An 18231-nucleotide genomic window follows, 5' to 3' on the forward strand; every position below is an offset into this window, starting at 1 on the left:
CCTGTCCCCAGAATGGTAGTCAAAACCATAGCCGCCACCAAAAAAGGAATAGCCATAAATATATCGGTGATTCTCATCAAAATTTCATACCACAGTTTCCCAAAATACCCAGCCACCGACCCTATTAGAAGCCCTAAAGCGGTAGAAATTAAAGTTACTATTATTCCCACCCGGAAAGCTGTGCGAGTTCCCCATACCACTCCATAAAATATGTCTCTTTTTCCTGCTACCCCAAAAGGATGCTCAGGAGAAGGAGGAAGAGGATTAGAGCTCCAGGTAACGATAGGCATAATGTAGGGGTCTCTACCTGGAGGAGGTGAAGCAATAAAGGGAGCGAGGATGGCCACTATTACAAAGAAAATAAGCAGAGCAAAACCTAAAATAGCAGAAGTATCGGACGATAGTCTCCTGAATATGCGTCGAGTTTCTCTATTCATCAACTACTCCAACCTCACCCGGGGGTCAATAAAGGCATAGGAAATATCCACTATCAGGTTTCCTAAAACCAGTATAAACCCGAAGAATAGAGTCCCTCCCATAATGGAGGCATAATCCAGCTGTTGAGCTGCCAAAGACATAAAACTCCCGATACCGGTACGATTAAAAATGGTCTCTACAATCACTGCTCCGGCTAAAAGTCCGATAATAGTCTGACCACTTACTGTAGCCACAGGGATGAGAGCATTTTTACGAGCATGTTTATTAATAACTACCCGCTCATCCAGTCCTTTAGCCCGGGCAGTGCGAACATAATCTTTCTGCAACACCTCTAACATAGAAGAGCGAGTAATACGCAAAATAAAAGCAAATTGTACATAAGTCAAAGTTAAAACCGGGCCTAAAAGGTGAAGAAAGGCGTCCCAGAAAATATCCAGTCTTCCATTGAGAAGAGCATCTATAGTGGTCATACCGGTAAAATTATGGAAAACAGAAGACTTGACCACTTCTTCTGCCCACAGGCTCAAATTCCCGGGAGGAAACCAGCCCAATACACTATAGAAAATCATCAGGATAAACAATCCAAAAACAAAATCAGGAAAAGACCATCCCACCACTGCAAATATGCGCAAACCATGGTCTAAGGGACGATTGTGGTTTACCGCAGATATCACTCCTAAGTTTATTCCCAGAAAAATGATAGGAAAGATAGAAAATAAAGCCAGCTCCAGAGTATAGGGAAATCGTCGCACAAGTGCATCGTAAACCGGTTCTTTTCCTACGTAAGACCAGCCCAGATTACCTTGAAAAAGGTTTTTCAACCACCTTCCGTATTGGATAGGGAGAGGGTCATTCAGACCATAGAGCTCCACTAATTTATCGATGTCTGCTCCCTTTAACCTTTCCGGGCTATTAATAAAAGTAGCCAATCTCTGATAAGGACTCAATAATCCAATCATGGAAAAGACTAAAAGAGAAATCCCCAGTAAAGTTAAAGGAAGAAACAAAAGTCGGCGAATTATATAAAATGTCATCTTCTTTTCATCTTACCTCGCTTTACGAGAAGAAGGGGAGATTTCTCCCCCCTTCTTCTATTTCTATTACTCTTCTTTATACACTCCTTCCCAGTTAACTTCTCCTGACCTCATGGGGTTAAATTCCCAGCCTTTTACCCAATCTCTCATGGGGTAAATTTCCAAAGGTTGATAGAGGGTTATGCCCAGAGCATCTTCATAAGCAATGGTCTGAATCTCCTCATAGAGTTTTTGTCGCTCTGCTTCATCTGTCTCAGCTATGGCTTTTTCTACTAATGAATCCAGATTTTCTCGAGCAAAGTCTATGAAGGCTTGTCCTTGAGTGGTGCCATAAACTCCATTGCTGTGGAAATAGGTGAATATAAAGTTGTGAGGGTCGGGATAATCGGCTAACCAACCAATGATAAAGGCTGGAAGCTGGCCGCTCCGGTAAGCATCGAGATAAGTGGGCCACTGAACTCCCTGCACTTCGATTTTAAACTTAGGATTGAGAGACTCAATATTTTCCTTCAACATTTCACAGGCAGTCTGTCGCTCTTCATTTCCCGTATTATAGAGGAGAGTGAGTTTGAACCCTTTTTCCCATACCTCTCCATCCCAGGCCTGCTGAAATTCTTCCTTTGCCTTTTCTAAATCAAAATCATACATAGGAAGATTTTCATTAAATCCCAAAAGCCCCTTAGGAATTACCGAAGAAACCCGGAATCCATAACCCTGAAGAACCTGCTCTATAAAAGTATCATAATCAAAAGCATAAGAGAAAGCACGACGGATATGGACATCGCTAAAGAAATCAGGAGGAATTCCCTCTCCATCTAACTGACCGCTTCCTAAGTACTGACTTCCTTTTTCTACCGTCCAGTTAAAGTGTAAAGCAGTAATTGTAATCCGTGCTCCTTCTTCAATTTTCACCCCCGGCATGTCTATTACCTGCTCCAAATACTGAAGGGGGGTATATATCTGGTCGGCATCTCCTGCTTCTAACATCGCCCGGCGAGTGCTCCACTCATCAATTCCCCAGATTATAGCTTTAGCGATTTTAGGTTTTTCTCCCCAGTAATCATCATTTCTATTAAAAGTCAATTTCTGTTGCGCCCTATCCCATTCCACCAGCACAAAAGGTCCTGTCCCTATAGCTTGCTCATAAAGAGGACTTTCTTCTTTTTTCAGAGCATGGTATTTCCACCAGCCATCGGGCTCTCCATTCCAGAGACCCAGAGAAACACAGGTCTCTTTATCCATAATGGCACTCCAGCTTGCGTTTTGAGCCAGGATACTCAAGAAAGGAGCAAAAGGTCGCACCAGATGAAACACCACGTTCTGTCCTTCCACTTCGATAGCCGGGTCGATATACTGCTCGTAAAAATCAACGAGTTGAGAAGCGTATTCTTCGCTCTTTAAGTTACCATCTTCGTCCACCATATCGCTCCAGGCTATTTGCAGCTTATCCTCTACCATGTCTTCTATAGTTTGATAATCAAACAGAGCCTCGATTATCATCCACATGGGTCCGGCATAAGGGTCAGTGAGAATTCCTCGCTCAAAGGTATATTCCACATCTTCCGGGGTAAGGTCGTTACCATTGTGAAATTTTGCCCCTTCTCGAATGGGAAAGACATAAGTTTTACCATCATCTTTGATTAACCCATTCTCCACCGAGGGAACCTCGAGAGACAATCTGGGAATAAACTCAGTTACGCTTTCTCCCTTATAAGCAATCAGGTTATCATAAACCATTCCCAATGCCTCGCCACTTGCCGTATCGTAGGCATAGTGAGGATCTAATGTTTCTGGTTCCCCGATACCCAGGTGAATATAAGTATCGGGATTTTTAACTTCGGCAAAACTCACTCCTCCTATTAAAACTAAAACCGCCAGAAGAAGAACACCGTACTTTTTCAAAGCTAACGCCTCCTTTTTATTTTATTTGCTTTAACCGAGGATTAGGAATAATCCCCGGCAACCTCCCGCGTTTGGCTATTTTTTCTCCTCCTATCTCTTTTAAATCCATAGTCATATCCACAGGAGAATGACCGCTGATATAACTTCCCACTCCAAAAATATCTACCTTTTCTTTCAATGCCTGGATTCTCGCAGGGTTCAAACCCCCGGAGACTACAATTTTCACCTGAGAAAAACCAGCCTGATCTAAGCGCACTCTCACTTCTTCTACAAGACCCGGAGTTACTCCTCCCCGCTCCTCAGGAGTATCCAGTCGCACTCCCTCTAAATTTTCTCCTAAAGCTCGAGCCACCCGCAAAGATTCTTCAGCTTCATCTTTAAAGGTATCAACCAGAATTACCCGGGAATAATGAGGGGGAATAATCTCTTGAAAAGCCTGCGCCGCTACCACTGTATCCCCTATAATGATAATTGCGGCATGAGGAATAGTACCTCCCGGTTCTTTTCCCGCGAGCTTTGCTCCTAATATACACGCTGCTCCATCTGCTCCTCCTACAATAGCAGAGCGTTCCATAACTGGAGCCACAGCCGGGTGGACATGCCGGGCACCAAAGGAAAGAACTATCTTTTCTCCTGCTGCCACTTTACACTCCCGAGCAGCAGTAGCCCAGCCAGAACTGTGAGCCAAAATTCCCAGAAGAGGGGTTTCAAACATCCCGAAAGCCGAGTAAGGTCCCCTGATCCTCATTATCACCTCTTTAGGACTGAATTCCTCCCCTTCACTCAGACTCCAGATCTCTACCGAGGAAGAAGAGAGGAGATTAAGGACTTCCGGCACTCCACACATTACTCCTGACCCTCGAGGAAAAATTTCTGCAGTTACTATGGTATCTTTCAAATCCAGGTGATGTAAAATCTCCTGAGCACTGACAAAATATATATCAGTAGTATAGCCCTTTTTTATTTCCTCCGGAGTAGCAGAGTAAAAATCCCTCTCCGGGTCTATTTTGATATTCTCTACTTCTTTCAGAGTTAATATTCCATTATTCTCTATCATCTTGGTCCTTTATTAAGTTAACAGAAAGGAAAACAAAAAAGAAAAAATCAGAAACGCCGCTGCCAGAATTACAGTCAATTTGCTCAAAACAGGTAAACTCCGAAACTTACTGCTTCGGTCTGCTCTCGTCATACCGCCAAACATTCCACCCCCCATACCTGCTTTGCGGGGTTGAAACATAACTACTAAAATCAGAGCCACACAGATTATAATTTGAACAATCATCCACCATTCCATATTCCGACCTCTTTCTCTCTAATAGGCTCGCAGAGTTTCTTCTACTATTTTAATCATTTTAAGCGGGTCTAAGCTGGCTCCTCCTACCAGGGTTCCATCAATTTCTTCCTCTCGAAGAAAATTGAATACATTTTCTGGACTTACACTGCCTCCATAGAGAATGCGAATATTATCTGAAATCTCAGAGCTAAAACGAGATAAAAGCTTTTCTCGAATAAAAGAGATAACCTCCCGAGCATCTTCGGGAGTAGCCGCTTTTCCCGTACCAATAGCCCAGACCGGTTCATAGGCTATCACAATAGAGGATGCTTTGGTATCGGGAATGTCTGCTATCCCCAGAAGTAGTTGCTCTTCTACTATTTTCTCAGTTTCTCCCTTTTCTCTCTCTTCAACAGTTTCCCCCACACAAAGAATAGGGTTAATACCCCATTCTAATGCTTTTTTGACTTTTTTACCCACTTCTTCAGAGGTTTCCCGAAAAATATGCCTCCGCTCTGAATGCCCCAGAATGACATACTGACAACCCCATTCTTTAATCATAGGAGCACTCACTTCACCAGTAAAAGCACCTTTCTCCTCCCAGTGCATATTTTGTGCTCCTAATTTCACCGGAGAATTCCGAAAATAAGAAGCCAGAGCTGAAAGAGCAGTAAAAGGAGGACAAATGATTATTTCTACTTCCTTTTTGAAGTCTTTTATCTGGGGGAGGAAAGCTTCAGCATACGCTGAAGCTTCCTGAGAAGTTTTATTCATTTTCCAATTTCCTGCAGCGATAGGAATACGAGGCATTTCTATAACTCCTACTTCATCACGTATTTAACTAAATCTACTACCCGACAGGAATAACCCCACTCATTGTCATACCAGGCTAAAACCTTAACCAGGTTCCCATGAACTTTGGTAGACAGAGCATCCACGATGGAAGAATGAGTATCATGGAGAAAGTCCACCGATACTAAAGGCTCATCACAGTAAGCCAGAATCCCTTTCAATTCACCTTCAGCAGCTTGTTTGAGAACGGAATTTACCTCCTCGATAGAGGTTTCCTTTTCCACTACCGCTACAAAGTCCACTATGGAGACATCAGGAGTGGGAACTCGAATGGCCATTCCGTCCAATTTGCCCTTAAGCTCAGGTATAACCTCTCCGATAGCCGAAGCTGCTCCAGTAGTGGTAGGAATCATAGATAGAGCTGCTGCCCGCGCCCTTCTTAAGTCTTTATGAGGAAAGTCCAAAATAACCTGATCATTGGTATAAGCGTGAATAGTGGTCATAAAACCTTTCTGAATGGTAAAGCTATCATTCAAAACCTTAACCACCGGAGCCAGACAGTTGGTGGTGCAAGAAGCGTTAGAAATAATATGATGGGCATCTTTGTTGTAAGCTTTATGGTTAACTCCCATTACTACGGTGATATCTGGTCCTTTAGCTGGAGCAGTGATTATTACTTTCTGAGCACCAGCTTGTAAATGCAAAGAGGCTCCGTCTCTGGCGGTAAATTTACCAGTAGACTCAACTACCAGATCTACCCCCAAGTCCCGCCAGGGCAATTGAGCAGGGTCTTTTTGAGCCAGAACTTTGATTTCCTTACCATCTACTACTAAAGCATCATCTTTAGCTTCCACCTGGTTACATATAGTTCCATGCACCGAATCATATTTTAACAAGTGAGCTAAAGTTTTAGCGCTGGTCAAATCATTAACTGCTACTACGTCTAAGTCTCCCTCTTCTAAGATCCTTCTAAAAACTAAACGTCCAATTCTACCAAACCCATTGATTCCAACTTTCATAATCGCTGCTCCTTTCTTAGGAATACTATTTATTCAGTGTAGAGAAAGAATGCTCAAGCATTCTTTTCAGTAGATACCCCCGTCTCGCGGACGGGGGTATCTAAAACAATTATTTCTTTCTCACGTTTCAGTATATCTACAGATTATAATTTCACTGCTTCCAGCGATAGAGGTAAGACATCCTCTATCCTGCATTTTCTCATCATCCCGATAAGCCTTCTTCAAAAAGGCAATTTCCTTTCCGGGGTATAACCCGCACTCTTTTACCCTCCAGCCCCTTATTATAAGAGTGGAGGAGCCACAATGCAACTCTCACTCACTCTTGCTTTGACAGACGGCAACTTAAACTATAGCTTGCTCCGTCTCTACATCAAATAGATGAATTTTAGAGGTGTCCACCAGTATTTTCAAAGCATCCCCCACACTGGTATGAGTACGCATATCTAATTGCGCAACAAGAACGTGAGGCCCGGTAACCAGATACACTGTTTGCTCTGAACCCAGAGGCTCCACTATATCTACTGTCGTCTCGATCACGTTTCCATCAACTTCTGCCATCTCCTGGGAGAAGTTACAATCATAAATATCCTGGGGACGAATGCCCAAAGTGACTTCCTTATTTACGTAGGGCAAGAGAGCAGATTGAATTTCAGCCGGAATTTTGATTTTGAAGGATTCTCCATCTAAATAAAGTGCATCTCCCTCTTTCTTTATCACCACGTCCAGGAAATTCATGGAGGGAGTACCAATAAAACCAGCCACAAATTTATTCTGGGGCTTATTGTAGAGATCAAGAGGAGTACCCACTTGTTGTACTATACCGTCCTTCATAACTACAATTCTATCTCCCATAGTCATAGCTTCTATCTGGTCGTGAGTAACATAAATCATGGTGGCCTTCAGACGGTCGTGAAGTTTAGACAACTCCGCTCTCATCTGCACTCTCAATTTAGCATCCAGGTTAGAAAGGGGCTCGTCAAACAGGAAGACTTTGGGGTGGCGAACAATGGCTCTTCCCACAGCTACTCTCTGCCTCTGACCTCCAGAGAGTTGTTTAGGTTTACGCTTAAGCAACTCGTGAATTCCCAGAATATCTGCTGCTTCTTTTACCCGTCTATCAATTTCATCTTTGGGAAATTTACGGAGCTTCAACCCAAAAGCCATATTGTTGTACACATCCATATGGGGGTAAAGAGCATAGTTCTGGAAAACCATGGCAATATCCCGATCTTTAGGGGGAACATCGTTTACCAGGATATCATCAATATAAATCTCCCCTTCATCCACTTCTTCCAACCCGGCAATCATGCGCAAGGTAGTAGTTTTACCACAACCAGAAGGACCTACTAATACCAGAAATTCTTCATCTGCAATATCAAGGTCCACCTTGTTCACTGCTACTACTTCCCCAAAACGTTTAACCACACTCTTTAAAGAAACATTAGCCATTTATTTTCCTCCTCTTCATTCACTTAAATTTAAGTAATAAAGAAATGCTTACTCTATTTTAGAATATTTGCTTTCCTCTTGCAACCCCTTAAAAGTTAAAGATAGTGTCCTGATGTAGGGTATTTTTATTTTTTACTCTATTTCTCTTCCCCCAGACAGAAATACTATCATATCTGAATAGAAGAACCACAGGAAAGTCTTCAGTTAAAAATAACTGGTAACTGGCCATTCAGGGATAGACAGGAGAAAAAAGATTCTCAGTTTTCCTTATTTTTTTCGGGCATTGTGCGGGAAAGATGAGGTAATGCTTCAGAAAAGCTTTAAACAACCACCAATCAATTGTTAATCTGGCTCCCCGGGCAGGATTCGAACCTGCAACCCTCCGGTTAACAGCCGGATGCTCCACCATTGAGCTACCGAGGAGCGGCTTCACAGAGAATTATAGGAAACTTATTCTGTTTCGTCAAGATAGTCACGCAATTTTTTGCTCCTGCTGGGATGGCGGAGTTTTCTCAAAGCCTTGGCTTCAATCTGACGAATTCTTTCTCGAGTTACCCCGAAAATCTGTCCTACCTCTTCCAGAGTATGGGGTCTTCCATCCTCGAGGCCAAAACGGAGCTTCAAAACTCTCCTCTCCCGGTCTGTAAGAGTATTTAAAACATTATCTAACTGCTCTTTCAAAAGAGAATAAGAAGCAGCCTGAGGAGGCGCGAGAGCTCCAGTATCTTCAATAAAATCACCCAGGTGACTGTCTTCTTCCTCTCCAATAGGGGTCTCCAGAGACAAAGGCTCCTGGGCTGTCTTCATTATTTCTCTGACTTTCTCCGGAGTAATACCCATCTTCTCTGCTATCTCTTCAGGTGTGGGGTCTCTTCCCAGCTCTTGAACGAGTTGTCGAGAAGTTCGATTGAGTTTATTAATGGTTTCTACCATATGGACAGGGATACGAATAGTTCGCGCTTGATCAGCAATAGCCCGGGTAATAGCCTGGCGAATCCACCAGGTAGCGTAAGTACTGAATTTATAACCCTTCCGATAATCAAATTTTTCTACTGCCCGAATTAAGCCCAGATTACCCTCCTGAATGAGGTCAAGAAAGAGCATACCTCTGCCCACGTATTTTTTAGCAATACTCACTACCAGCCGCAGATTGGCTTCGATGAGCTTCCTTTTGGCTTCCGGGTCTCCTTGCTCCACTCTTTTCGCTAACTCTACTTCTTCTTCTTTGGTGAGGAGAGGAACCTGTCCGATTTCTTTCAGATACATTTTTACCGGGTCATCTGCTCCTATGCCTTTTATATCCTCAAAGTGAAAATCTTCCGCTTCCATGGTAGGTTGATCTTCCTGAAAGCCTTCCTCATCTGAAACCTCAATACCCAGACCCAAAAGGGTATTATAAACATCATCCAGCTTATCTACGTTTATGGCTTCACTACCCAGGGCATCATTTAACTCTTTAAAAGTAATATACCCTTTCTGCTTTCCTCTCTCCATTAAAGAAGAAACTTCGGGGGAAGACTTATTTTTGTTATCGCCGCTCAACCACATCTCTCCTCTCTTCAATCTAACCTTTTCAATTTTTCCCTCTCTTGCGAGAGAAAATGATAATACTGTAGCCTCTCTTCGTTATCTTCTCGAGAAAGCTCTTCCTGTATCCGTTGCATTTCCTCTTCTACTGAAGCCAGCTTCAACCGGCGTATTAAATCCTCAACCACTTCTTGATTCAATCCTCCTTGCAAATCCTCCCGGGTCATTATCTCTGTTATACAGCAAGATATTTCTTCATCGCCGGAAAAAATGTCTATCAAATCAGAAGGAGAAAGGTTACCCTCCTCTTCAGAATCAGCAAAAACACGAAAAATGCGACGATGCTCAGGTCGAGAAAAATTTTGAACTTCCAGTTCTTTGACAACTGTCTCCCGCCAGAACTGACTTTCCATCATAGCTCGCAGGAGCATTTTCTCTGCTTTTACCTTACCCGATTCTCTGCTCACAAAAGAACTTAAAACTGCCTCAGGAGCTTTTTCCCGTCTCAAAGCACTATAAATCACTGATTCTCCCACTTTTAACCTCTCTGCTAAATAGCTAACCTTTAAAGACCTCTCTACTGGATCTCGAATTGATTGGAGAAAAGGAACCATGCCTCGAATAATCTTCGCTTTTGATTCCAAAGAACTTAAACCATAATCCTTAACAAATAATTCCAGTTGGAAATCAAAAAGAGAGGGAGCTTCTTCCATAATTTCTAAGAATTTTTCTCTCCCTTTCTGACGCAGGAAAGAATCAGGGTCATAAGGGGCAGGAATAGGCAGTATTCGCACTGTTATTCCCTGTTCCTGAAGGATATTCATGCCTCTCACAGTAGCCGCCTGTCCTGCCGCATCTGAATCGTAACAAATAATTACCTCTTCAGCATAGCGACGCAAGAGCATGGCCTGATCTTTAGTAAGAGAAGTACCCATAGAAGCCACGCAATTATTAATTCCCTCTTGAAAAAGAGTAAGAAAATCCATATATCCCTCTACTAAAATCGCCTGATGAGAGCGCTGAATAAAATTCCGCGAGGCGAAAAGACCGTAGAGGTTGCGTCCTTTAGAAAAAACCGGGGTATCAGAAACATTGACATACTTAGGCTCCCCATCCCCTAAAATTCTTCCTCCAAAACCGATTACTCTCCCTTGAACATCATGTAAGGCAAAAGTAATTCTACCTCGAAAACGGTCTAAAAGTTCCCCGCTTTTTGTTACCACTCCCACTCCAGCTTTAATTACGTCCTGTCCCGAAAACCCTGCCTCCATCAAAAAAGCAATGGATTCCTTACCTGAAGCTGGAGAAAAACCAATGCCAAACTGCTCTATTATTTCTGGCTTTAGCCCCCTGCGTTCATAAATATAAGAGCGAGCAGCGTGAGCAAGTTCGTCCCCGGGGTTCAACAAACATTGATAATAATAACGACTTAAAGTTTCATTCAAGAGGAAAAGTTTGTCTCTCTCTTTAGTTTGTCGGGTGATACTTTTACCGAGAGTTGGTAGCTCCATGCCACACTTTTCAGCTAAAAAAGCCACCGCTTCAGGAAAGGTGAGGCTTTCCATTTTCATTACAAAGGTAAAAATATTACCACCCACCCCGCATCCAAAGCAGTGGAAAATGCCCTTTTCCGGAGAAACCAGAAAGGAAGGAGTCTTTTCTTCATGAAAGGGACAAAGAGCACGATAGTTACGACCTGCTGGCTGGAGACTGACATACCGGGAAACGAGCTCCACTATGTCTATACGACTTTTAATTTCTTCCAGATACTGATCATCAAACAGCAATTAAATCACCTATTCCTCCTCATCCGGGAAGAACAATAATAATGTTAGCGATAGAATGTTGCCCATTCAGGGCAATATTCCCGATTATCTATGTACTTCTAATTCGAAAAACACCCCTGACAGAACACCCGGAATCAAGTATTTCTTTACCAGACCCCTCCTGAGGAAAAATGCATTCTTACCGGAATGTACCTTCTTTCTCTTCAAGGAAAAACTATGTGACCTTTAATTAAATTCTTTCTCCTCCGGGAATATTCCCGGAGGAGAAAGAATATTTAGCGCATGAAAAGAGGAGCAAAAACTAAAGCTACGATAGACATAAGCTTAATCAGTATGTTAAGAGAAGGACCGGCGGTATCTTTAAAAGGATCACCCACTGTGTCTCCCACTACTGCTGCAGCATGGACAGGAGTTCCTTTTCCTCCCAAGTTCCCCGCTTCTATGTATTTTTTGGCATTATCCCAGGCTCCTCCAGCATTGGCCATCATAATGGCCATAAGAAGCCCGGTAACAATTGCTCCGGCCAGTAATCCCCCTAATGCCTCTTTACCTAAAACCAGACCCACCACAATAGGCACTATCACCGCTAAAAGACCGGGAAAGATCATCTGGGCAATGGCCCCTCGAGTGCTGATATCTACACAACGAGCATAATCAGGTTGAGCTTTCCCTTCCATCAATCCTTTTATTTCCCGGAATTGACGCCGCACTTCTTCCACCATTTTAAAAGCAGCAGTTCCCACTGCTTTCATAGCAATGGAGGAAAAGAGGAAGGGCATCATTCCTCCAATGAAAAGCCCCACCACTGTGTAGGGATGCAAGAGGTCAATAATCCTCAAACCCACAGTTTGCGAATAAGCCACAAACAGGGCAAGAGCGGTGAGAGCTGCAGAGGCAATGGCAAAACCTTTACCGATAGCTGCTGTGGTATTTCCCAGAGCATCCAGGGAATCGGTTCTTTCACGCACATGAGGATCTAAATCAGCCATTTCGGCAATACCTCCGGCGTTGTCAGCCACCGGACCATAGGCATCTACTGCCACCGTCATGCCTACAATAGAGAGCATGCCCAAACCCGCTATGGCAATACCGTAAATTCCTGCTGCCCAGTTAGCCAGAAGAATAGCAGCGCAAATTAAAATAAGGGGAAAAACAGTGCTTTCCATACCCAGAGCCAAACCATTAATTATCACCGTAGCCGGACCAGTTTTAGCCGTCTCTGCCAGTTGCTGCACCGGTTTATAATCACTGGAGGTATAGTATTGACAGAGAAGACCAATAATAATGCCGGCTATCAGACCCGATACGCTGGCCACAAATGGACCAATGGCTTTTGCTGTTCCCAGGTCTCGAAAAACAAGAAGGGCAGAAATCAGGACAAAAATAGCAGTTAAAACAGCACTGATGTAGGTTCCCCGGTTGAGAGCAGGTGCTAAATCTTTTTCGTCTTTTGCTCGAACAAATAAAGTTCCGATAATAGAAGCCACCACTCCCAGACCAGCAAGAAGAAGAGGAAATACTATCCCGCTTGTTCCTCCATATATGGCCCCCGGTGCTGCTCCCAGCACCATAGCAGCTATAATAGAGCCCACATAAGATTCAAAAAGGTCAGCTCCCATTCCAGCTACGTCCCCTACATTGTCACCTACGTTGTCGGCAATAACTGCCGGGTTGCGAGGGTCATCCTCGGGAATACCCGCTTCCACTTTGCCCACCAGATCTGCTCCCACATCAGCAGCTTTGGTGTAAATACCCCCTCCTACCCGGGCAAAGAGAGCAACAGAGCTGGCTCCTAAAGCAAAACCGTTGATAATATCAGGGTCTCCCACAAAAAGGTAAAGGAGGCTCAGTCCCACAAGACCAAATCCCACCACACACATCCCCATAACTGCTCCTGAGGAAAAAGCAACTGTCAGAGCATCGCTTATGCTTTTTGTAGCTGCCTGAGTAGTGCGACAGTTACTGCGAGTGGCCACTCTCATACCTACAAAGCCGGCGCCCACAGAACAGATAGCACCACACACATAACAGATAGCTACCGTCACCCCCAGAGTTAGAGTAAGAAGTATAAACATACCAATAATAAAGATAGCCAGGAAGGAATATTCTCTCTTCAAGAATGCCATCGCTCCTTCCTGAATTGCACTGGACAAACTCTGCATTTTCTCATTTCCCGGGTCAAAAGAATAGATCCGGCGAACGAGAAAAACAGCATAAATTACAGCGATTAAACCAGCAATCAGAGTAAAAATTGCGACTCCCATAATACACCTCCTTCTATTTATTCAAGTAGTATTCCTTCTTCCCTCTCCCGGCCAGGAAGAGGGAATGAAGTATTTTTGATAAATGTATAGAGCATATCTATCCGTCATTCCTGAAATAAAATCACAAACCGATTGCTCTAAATCAGATGCTCCCTTCTGGTAAAGTTTATACTCCTTTCCCAGGATATCTGGATTCTGCAGAAAAAAGAAATATAACTCTTTAACCAGCCTTTTAGCCTTATCTCTTTCTACCTTTTGTTCCTCACTCAAATACACTCTATTAAAAAGGAATCGGCGCAAAATCTCGGTGGCTTCTCGTACTTCATCGCTCATTTTCACCACTGGCTGGTCAAAGCTACTTAAAATCAAATCTTTAACCATTCGGTCTATCCGCTCTCGATGGGTATTGCCTAAAACTTGCAAGGCGCAAGCAGGAAGTTCATCTTCGGTTATAACTTTACCTCGCAGGGCATCATCGATATCATGGTTAACGTAAGCCACCACATCAGCCCAGCGCACTACTTGACCCTCTAAAGTAGAGGGAAGTTCCTCTACACTAAAAACCAGGTCTTCAGCCAGAGTTTTAGAGTGTTTAGCAATTCCATCTCTTACTTCCCAGGTGAGATTGAGTCCCTCTCCGTCCTTTTCCAGAAAATCCACCACCCTTAAACTCTGCTCATTATGCCTGAAACCTTGAGGTTGAAGAACTTCGTTAAGCACTTCTTCTCCAGCATGACCAAAAGGGGTATGCCCCAGGTCGTGACCTAAGCTGATTGCTTCCACTAAATCTTCCTGCAGACATAAAGCCCGAGCCACAGTGCGGGCAATTTGTGCTACTTCCAGAGTATGAGTCAGACGAGTACGATAGTGATCGCCTTCCGGGCTTAAAAAAACCTGACTTTTGTGTTTCAGGCGCCGGAAAGATTTGGAGTGAATGATGCGATCTCGATCTCTCTGAAAACAATTCCGTAGCTCACATTCTGGCTCTTCCTTTTCTCTTCCCCGACTACTGGTGCTTAAAGTAGCAAATGGCGATAATATTTCTCTTTCTTTTGTTTCCCAGAATTTCTTAATGTCTGCGATTTCCCTAGCCATCGCCTCACCCACTCCTGTATTTACCCTCTAAAGGCCTGCTGTCTTCTCACTTGTATAATGCCTACCCGGGAAGATACCTCCTCCCGGGAGTTCCAATACAGCTCTCCCCTGCCCCGAGGGGGCAGGGGAGAAAACTCAAACGTTGAATTTCTTTCCTTCTTCACTCCCTAAAGCAGCATGAGCAGCAGCCAGGCGAGCAATAGGTACACGGAAAGGAGAACAGCTGACATAATCCAGACCAATTTCGTGGCAGAACTTCACCGATTCTGGCTCTCCTCCGTGTTCTCCACAGATTCCACATTTTAGATCCGGACGACTGCTACGACCTTTTTCTACTCCCATCCGCATCAGTTGCCCCACTCCTTCCTGGTCTATAACCTGGAAGGGGTTTTCCTCCAGTATACCGTTCTCCTCATAGAAGAACAAAAACTTACCTTCCGCATCATCCCGGCTATAACCAAAAGTCATCTGAGTAAGGTCATTGGTTCCAAAGGAGAAAAACTCGGCATATTCAGCAATCTGGTCCGCCACCAGTGCTGCTCGGGGAACCTCAATCATAGTACCAAAGCTGTAATTAACATCTGCTTTATAATTATCGATAACCTCCCGTGCCACCTCATCCAGCTTTTCTTTTAAAATCATAATCTCATTGCGATGGCCAACCAGAGGAATCATGATCTCGGGAATAACCTTAACTCCTTCCTGAGATAGCTCGCAAGCTGCCTCTATAATAGCCCTCACCTGCATCTCCACGATGTCAGGATAGAGAATACCCACCCGGCAACCCCGCAAACCCAGCATGGGGTTATTCTCGTGCATTCCCTGAACTACTTTTAGCAATTTCTCTTTTTCTTCCAGTTCTGGACCGGTTACTCCCTTAACCCGTAAAGTAGTCACCTCTACTAAGAGCTCTTCTAAGCTGGGTAAAAACTCATGCAAAGGAGGGTCAATCAAACGAATGGTAACCGGTTTGCCTTCCATAACCCGGAATATTTCCTTGAAGTCCCCTTTCTGCATCGGACCAATCTTGGATAAGGGTTCTTTTCTTTCCTCGGGACTCTGAGCCATGATCATCTTTTGTACCCAGGGCAAGCGATCTTGAGCCATAAACATGTGCTCGGTTCGGCAAAGACCGATTCCCTCCGCTCCAAATTCCAGAGCTTTTCGAGCATCTGTCGGGGTATCAGCATTGGCTCGCACTCCTAAACGACGGAATTTATCCGCCCAGGAAAGGAGAGTCTGAAAATCAGGAGACAATTGAGGAGGAATGGTTTCCACCTGCCCTAAAATCACTTCTCCGGTGCTCCCATCAATGGTGATATAATCGCCTTCTTTTACCACCACTCCATTGACCGAAAAAATTCGCTTATCCAGATCAATCTTAATCGCCTCACAACCCGCCACACAGGGTTTACCCATACCTCGAGCCACCACTGCCGCGTGACTGGTCATTCCACCTCTGCTGGTCAAAACTCCCTGTGCTGCCGCCATTCCATGAATGTCATCAGGGGTGGTTTCCGGGCTGACCAGAATAACTCTCTCACCATTATTAGCTAACTGCTCTGCCTCATCAGCATCAAAAACTACTTTCCCATAAGCTGCACCAGGAGAAGCAGGTAAACCTTTAGCTATCACATTCAAAGGCTGGCTGCGGTCAATACGAGGATGGAGCAGCTGGTCGATTTGTTCGGGCTCCACTCTCCGTACCGCTGTCTTTTCATCAATCAGTCCTTCTTTTACCATGTCCACGGCAATCTTAATCGCTGCCTGAGCAGTTCTCTTCCCCGTTCGAGTCTGCAAAATGTAAAGTTTACCTTTTTCGATGGTAAACTCAAAGTCCTGCATATCTCTGTAGTGCTTTTCTAATATGTCATAGATTTTCTTCAGCTCTTCAAAAACTTCAGGAAGGTCTTTTTGCATCTCTATGATGGGTTTGGGAGTCCGGATACCGGCCACCACGTCTTCTCCCTGGGCATTCAAAAGATATTCGCCGTAATATTCTTTCTCTCCGGTTGAGGGGTTACGAGTAAAGCCCACCCCTGTTCCCGAATCAAATCCCATGTTACCGAAAACCATCACCTGAATATTTACTGCTGTGCCCCAATCTTCAGGAATGTTATGGAGCCTCCGGTAAGTGATAGCTCTTTTATTATTCCAGGATTCAAACACGGCATTAACAGCTCTATATAATTGCTCTTTGGGGTCTTGAGGAAAATCTTCTCCGGTTGCTTTTTTATAAAGCTCTTTGTATCTTTCAACCACTTTTATCAAGGCATTGGCATCCAGATCGGCATCCAATTTGACTCCTGCTTCTCTTTTGACCTCACTCAAAATGGCTTCGAATTCATCGTGCCCTATTCCCATTACCACACCACCGAACATCTGAATGAAGCGGCGATAACAGTCGTAGGCAAAGCGACGATCACCGGTGAGTTGAGCCAGGCCTTCTACCACCTGGTCATTAAGACCCAAGTTAAGAATGGTATCCATCATTCCTGGCATAGAAGCTGGAGCACCAGAGCGGACAGAAACTAAAAGAGGATTCTGGGGATCACCAAATTTCTTACCGGTTTCCTCCTCCAGGCGTTTTAAATTCTTTTCTACCTCTTCAGCCAGACCCTCTGGCCAGGTCTGGTTATTCTTATAGTAATGAGTGCAGGCTTCCGTGGTGATGGTAAAACCTGGAGGCACCGGTAAACCAATACGGGTCATCTCCGCCAGGTTTGCTCCTTTACCACCCAGAAGTAATTTCATTGAGGCGTCACCTTCGCCAAAAAAATAGACGTATTTCTTCTTCATCGCATTTCCTCCCTCTTTTTTTTAATTTGACTCATGATTGCATTTACCAGATCTCTACTGCTCAAACCAGTTACATCTATCACCTGGCAACCCAGTTTATCATAAACTCTCTGAGCAAAATCCAGTTCTTCCTTCACCACCTCTTTTTCAGCTTTATACAAGAGGCGATCCAGACCCAGAGCCCTGACTCTTTCTTCCCTCACCCGGGTCAGGTAATCAACATCCATCTGGAGACCAATCACCGGCTTATCCACAGAGTGAGCCACTGTCTCTTCCAGGTTGGGGAAAAGAGGTAAAGCCGGGTCTAATATCAAAAATGCTGCCCTGATCCCTCTTTCTGCCAGCATCAGTATCCCTTCTTCTCTGCGAGGATACCACACTCCTAAAATAACCACATCAGCCTCTTCCAGATTAGAAACACTGAAACCGCTACTTTCTTTCCAGGCATGCTCCAGAGCTTCTATTTTAGGGGATAACCCTTCTTCCTGACGACGGAGGAGACCAGGCACTCCCCGGGGCTGGCGAGAACTGACTTTTTTCAGCGCTTCTACCACCGGACCCAGAAGATCCAGAGCCAGTATCCCTCGATTAAGTGATTCCACTCGTAGAGCCTGAGCTAATTCTTCATTTACCACCGTATAAGCTATGATATCTTTTTTGGGTTGCACCATATCCAGAATGTTATATATTTCCTCTCGACTACGAATACGCGCAAAACGCACAATGTTAACTCGAGGCAGGTCAAACTGCAAAAGAGCAGCCTGTACCATTGATGTCGCAGTTTTACCCGTTCCGTCAGAAATCACAAAAATATTGAAATCATCGCTCACTTTATAAGCCGAATTCACTTCT

At 44.2% G+C, this 18231-nt stretch carries 14 protein-coding genes and 1 tRNA gene; all 15 read right to left on the minus strand.

All coding sequences use genetic code 11. From position 1 onward, the window contains the following. Nucleotides 1-437, minus strand: a 437-nt coding sequence (locus tag GXZ17_RS06085) for an ABC transporter permease (protein WP_409376400.1), incomplete at its 3' end; no start/stop codon positions are given. A 3-nt stretch (nucleotides 438-440) separates the two neighbouring features. Next, nucleotides 441-1472 carry an ABC transporter permease gene (locus GXZ17_RS06090; RefSeq protein ID WP_409376401.1) on the minus strand — a complete coding sequence of 344 codons (1032 nt, stop codon included), beginning with the start codon at nucleotides 1470-1472 and terminating at the stop codon, nucleotides 441-443. Nucleotides 1473-1538: 66 nt separating this feature from the next. After that, the gene (locus GXZ17_RS06095; RefSeq protein ID WP_409376402.1) at nucleotides 1539-3374 is read right to left on the minus strand and encodes an ABC transporter substrate-binding protein; all 1836 of its coding nucleotides are present in this window, start codon (nucleotides 3372-3374) and stop codon (nucleotides 1539-1541) included. A 16-nt stretch (nucleotides 3375-3390) separates the two neighbouring features. Next, nucleotides 3391-4431 carry a nicotinate phosphoribosyltransferase gene (locus tag GXZ17_RS06100; RefSeq protein ID WP_409376403.1) on the minus strand — a complete coding sequence of 347 codons (1041 nt, stop codon included), beginning with the start codon at nucleotides 4429-4431 and terminating at the stop codon, nucleotides 3391-3393. Between the two features lie 12 nt (nucleotides 4432-4443). After that, a complete protein-coding gene (gene secG, locus GXZ17_RS06105) occupies nucleotides 4444-4668 on the minus strand; it encodes a preprotein translocase subunit SecG (RefSeq protein WP_409376404.1) in 225 nt (74 codons plus the stop codon). A gap of 18 nt (nucleotides 4669-4686) precedes the next feature. Beyond that, the gene (tpiA, locus tag GXZ17_RS06110) at nucleotides 4687-5457 is read right to left on the minus strand and encodes a triose-phosphate isomerase (RefSeq protein WP_409376405.1); all 771 of its coding nucleotides are present in this window, start codon (nucleotides 5455-5457) and stop codon (nucleotides 4687-4689) included. An 11-nt stretch (nucleotides 5458-5468) separates the two neighbouring features. Then, entirely contained in the window at nucleotides 5469-6458 is a 990-nt protein-coding gene (gene gap, locus GXZ17_RS06115; protein WP_409376406.1) for a type I glyceraldehyde-3-phosphate dehydrogenase, read from the minus strand. 342 nt (nucleotides 6459-6800) lie between these two features. Continuing rightward, a complete protein-coding gene (locus GXZ17_RS06120) occupies nucleotides 6801-7907 on the minus strand; it encodes an ABC transporter ATP-binding protein (protein WP_409376407.1) in 1107 nt (368 codons plus the stop codon). A 348-nt stretch (nucleotides 7908-8255) separates the two neighbouring features. Next, nucleotides 8256-8330, minus strand: a tRNA-Asn gene (locus GXZ17_RS06125). 27 nt (nucleotides 8331-8357) lie between these two features. Next, a complete protein-coding gene (rpoD, locus tag GXZ17_RS06130) occupies nucleotides 8358-9449 on the minus strand; it encodes an RNA polymerase sigma factor RpoD (protein ID WP_409376408.1) in 1092 nt (363 codons plus the stop codon). A gap of 17 nt (nucleotides 9450-9466) precedes the next feature. Further along, complete coding sequence (gene dnaG, locus GXZ17_RS06135; RefSeq protein ID WP_409376409.1) at nucleotides 9467-11221, minus strand: DNA primase; 1755 nt, start codon at nucleotides 11219-11221, stop codon at nucleotides 9467-9469. 275 nt (nucleotides 11222-11496) lie between these two features. Continuing rightward, nucleotides 11497-13485 (minus strand): sodium-translocating pyrophosphatase, encoded by a 1989-nt coding sequence (locus GXZ17_RS06140; protein ID WP_409376410.1) that lies wholly within the window; start codon nucleotides 13483-13485, stop codon nucleotides 11497-11499. Nucleotides 13486-13506: 21 nt separating this feature from the next. Continuing rightward, nucleotides 13507-14580, minus strand: a complete 1074-nt coding sequence (locus GXZ17_RS06145) for a deoxyguanosinetriphosphate triphosphohydrolase (protein WP_409376411.1) — start codon at nucleotides 14578-14580, stop codon at nucleotides 13507-13509. Nucleotides 14581-14715: 135 nt separating this feature from the next. Further along, nucleotides 14716-17379 carry a pyruvate, phosphate dikinase gene (ppdK, locus tag GXZ17_RS06150; RefSeq protein ID WP_409376412.1) on the minus strand — a complete coding sequence of 888 codons (2664 nt, stop codon included), beginning with the start codon at nucleotides 17377-17379 and terminating at the stop codon, nucleotides 14716-14718. Next, nucleotides 17376-18227 (minus strand): kinase/pyrophosphorylase, encoded by an 852-nt coding sequence (locus GXZ17_RS06155; protein WP_409376421.1) that lies wholly within the window; start codon nucleotides 18225-18227, stop codon nucleotides 17376-17378. Before GXZ17_RS06155 ends, ppdK begins: the two co-directional genes overlap by 4 nt. Nucleotides 18228-18231 lie beyond the last annotated feature (4 nt).

Source organism: Candidatus Sordicultor fermentans (genome assembly GCF_012728195.1).
GTDB classification, from domain to species: Bacteria; Atribacterota; Atribacteria; order Atribacterales; family Caldatribacteriaceae; genus Sordicultor; species Sordicultor fermentans.

Bases quoted from the DNA above. Each gene is read 5' to 3' on its own strand.
- GXZ17_RS06090 (WP_409376401.1), bottom strand. From the start codon at position 1,472: ATGACATTTTATATAATTCGCCGACTTTTGTTTCTTCCTTTAACTTTA.
- GXZ17_RS06100 (WP_409376403.1), bottom strand. From the start codon at position 4,431: ATGATAGAGAATAATGGAATATTAACTCTGAAAGAAGTAGAGAATATC.
- secG (WP_409376404.1), bottom strand. From the start codon at position 4,668: ATGGAATGGTGGATGATTGTTCAAATTATAATCTGTGTGGCTCTGATT.
- tpiA (WP_409376405.1), bottom strand. From the start codon at position 5,457: ATGCCTCGTATTCCTATCGCTGCAGGAAATTGGAAAATGAATAAAACT.
- gap (WP_409376406.1), bottom strand. From the start codon at position 6,458: ATGAAAGTTGGAATCAATGGGTTTGGTAGAATTGGACGTTTAGTTTTT.
- GXZ17_RS06120 (WP_409376407.1), bottom strand. From the start codon at position 7,907: ATGGCTAATGTTTCTTTAAAGAGTGTGGTTAAACGTTTTGGGGAAGTA.
- GXZ17_RS06140 (WP_409376410.1), bottom strand. From the start codon at position 13,485: ATGGGAGTCGCAATTTTTACTCTGATTGCTGGTTTAATCGCTGTAATT.
- GXZ17_RS06145 (WP_409376411.1), bottom strand. From the start codon at position 14,580: ATGGCTAGGGAAATCGCAGACATTAAGAAATTCTGGGAAACAAAAGAA.
- ppdK (WP_409376412.1), bottom strand. From the start codon at position 17,379: ATGAAGAAGAAATACGTCTATTTTTTTGGCGAAGGTGACGCCTCAATG.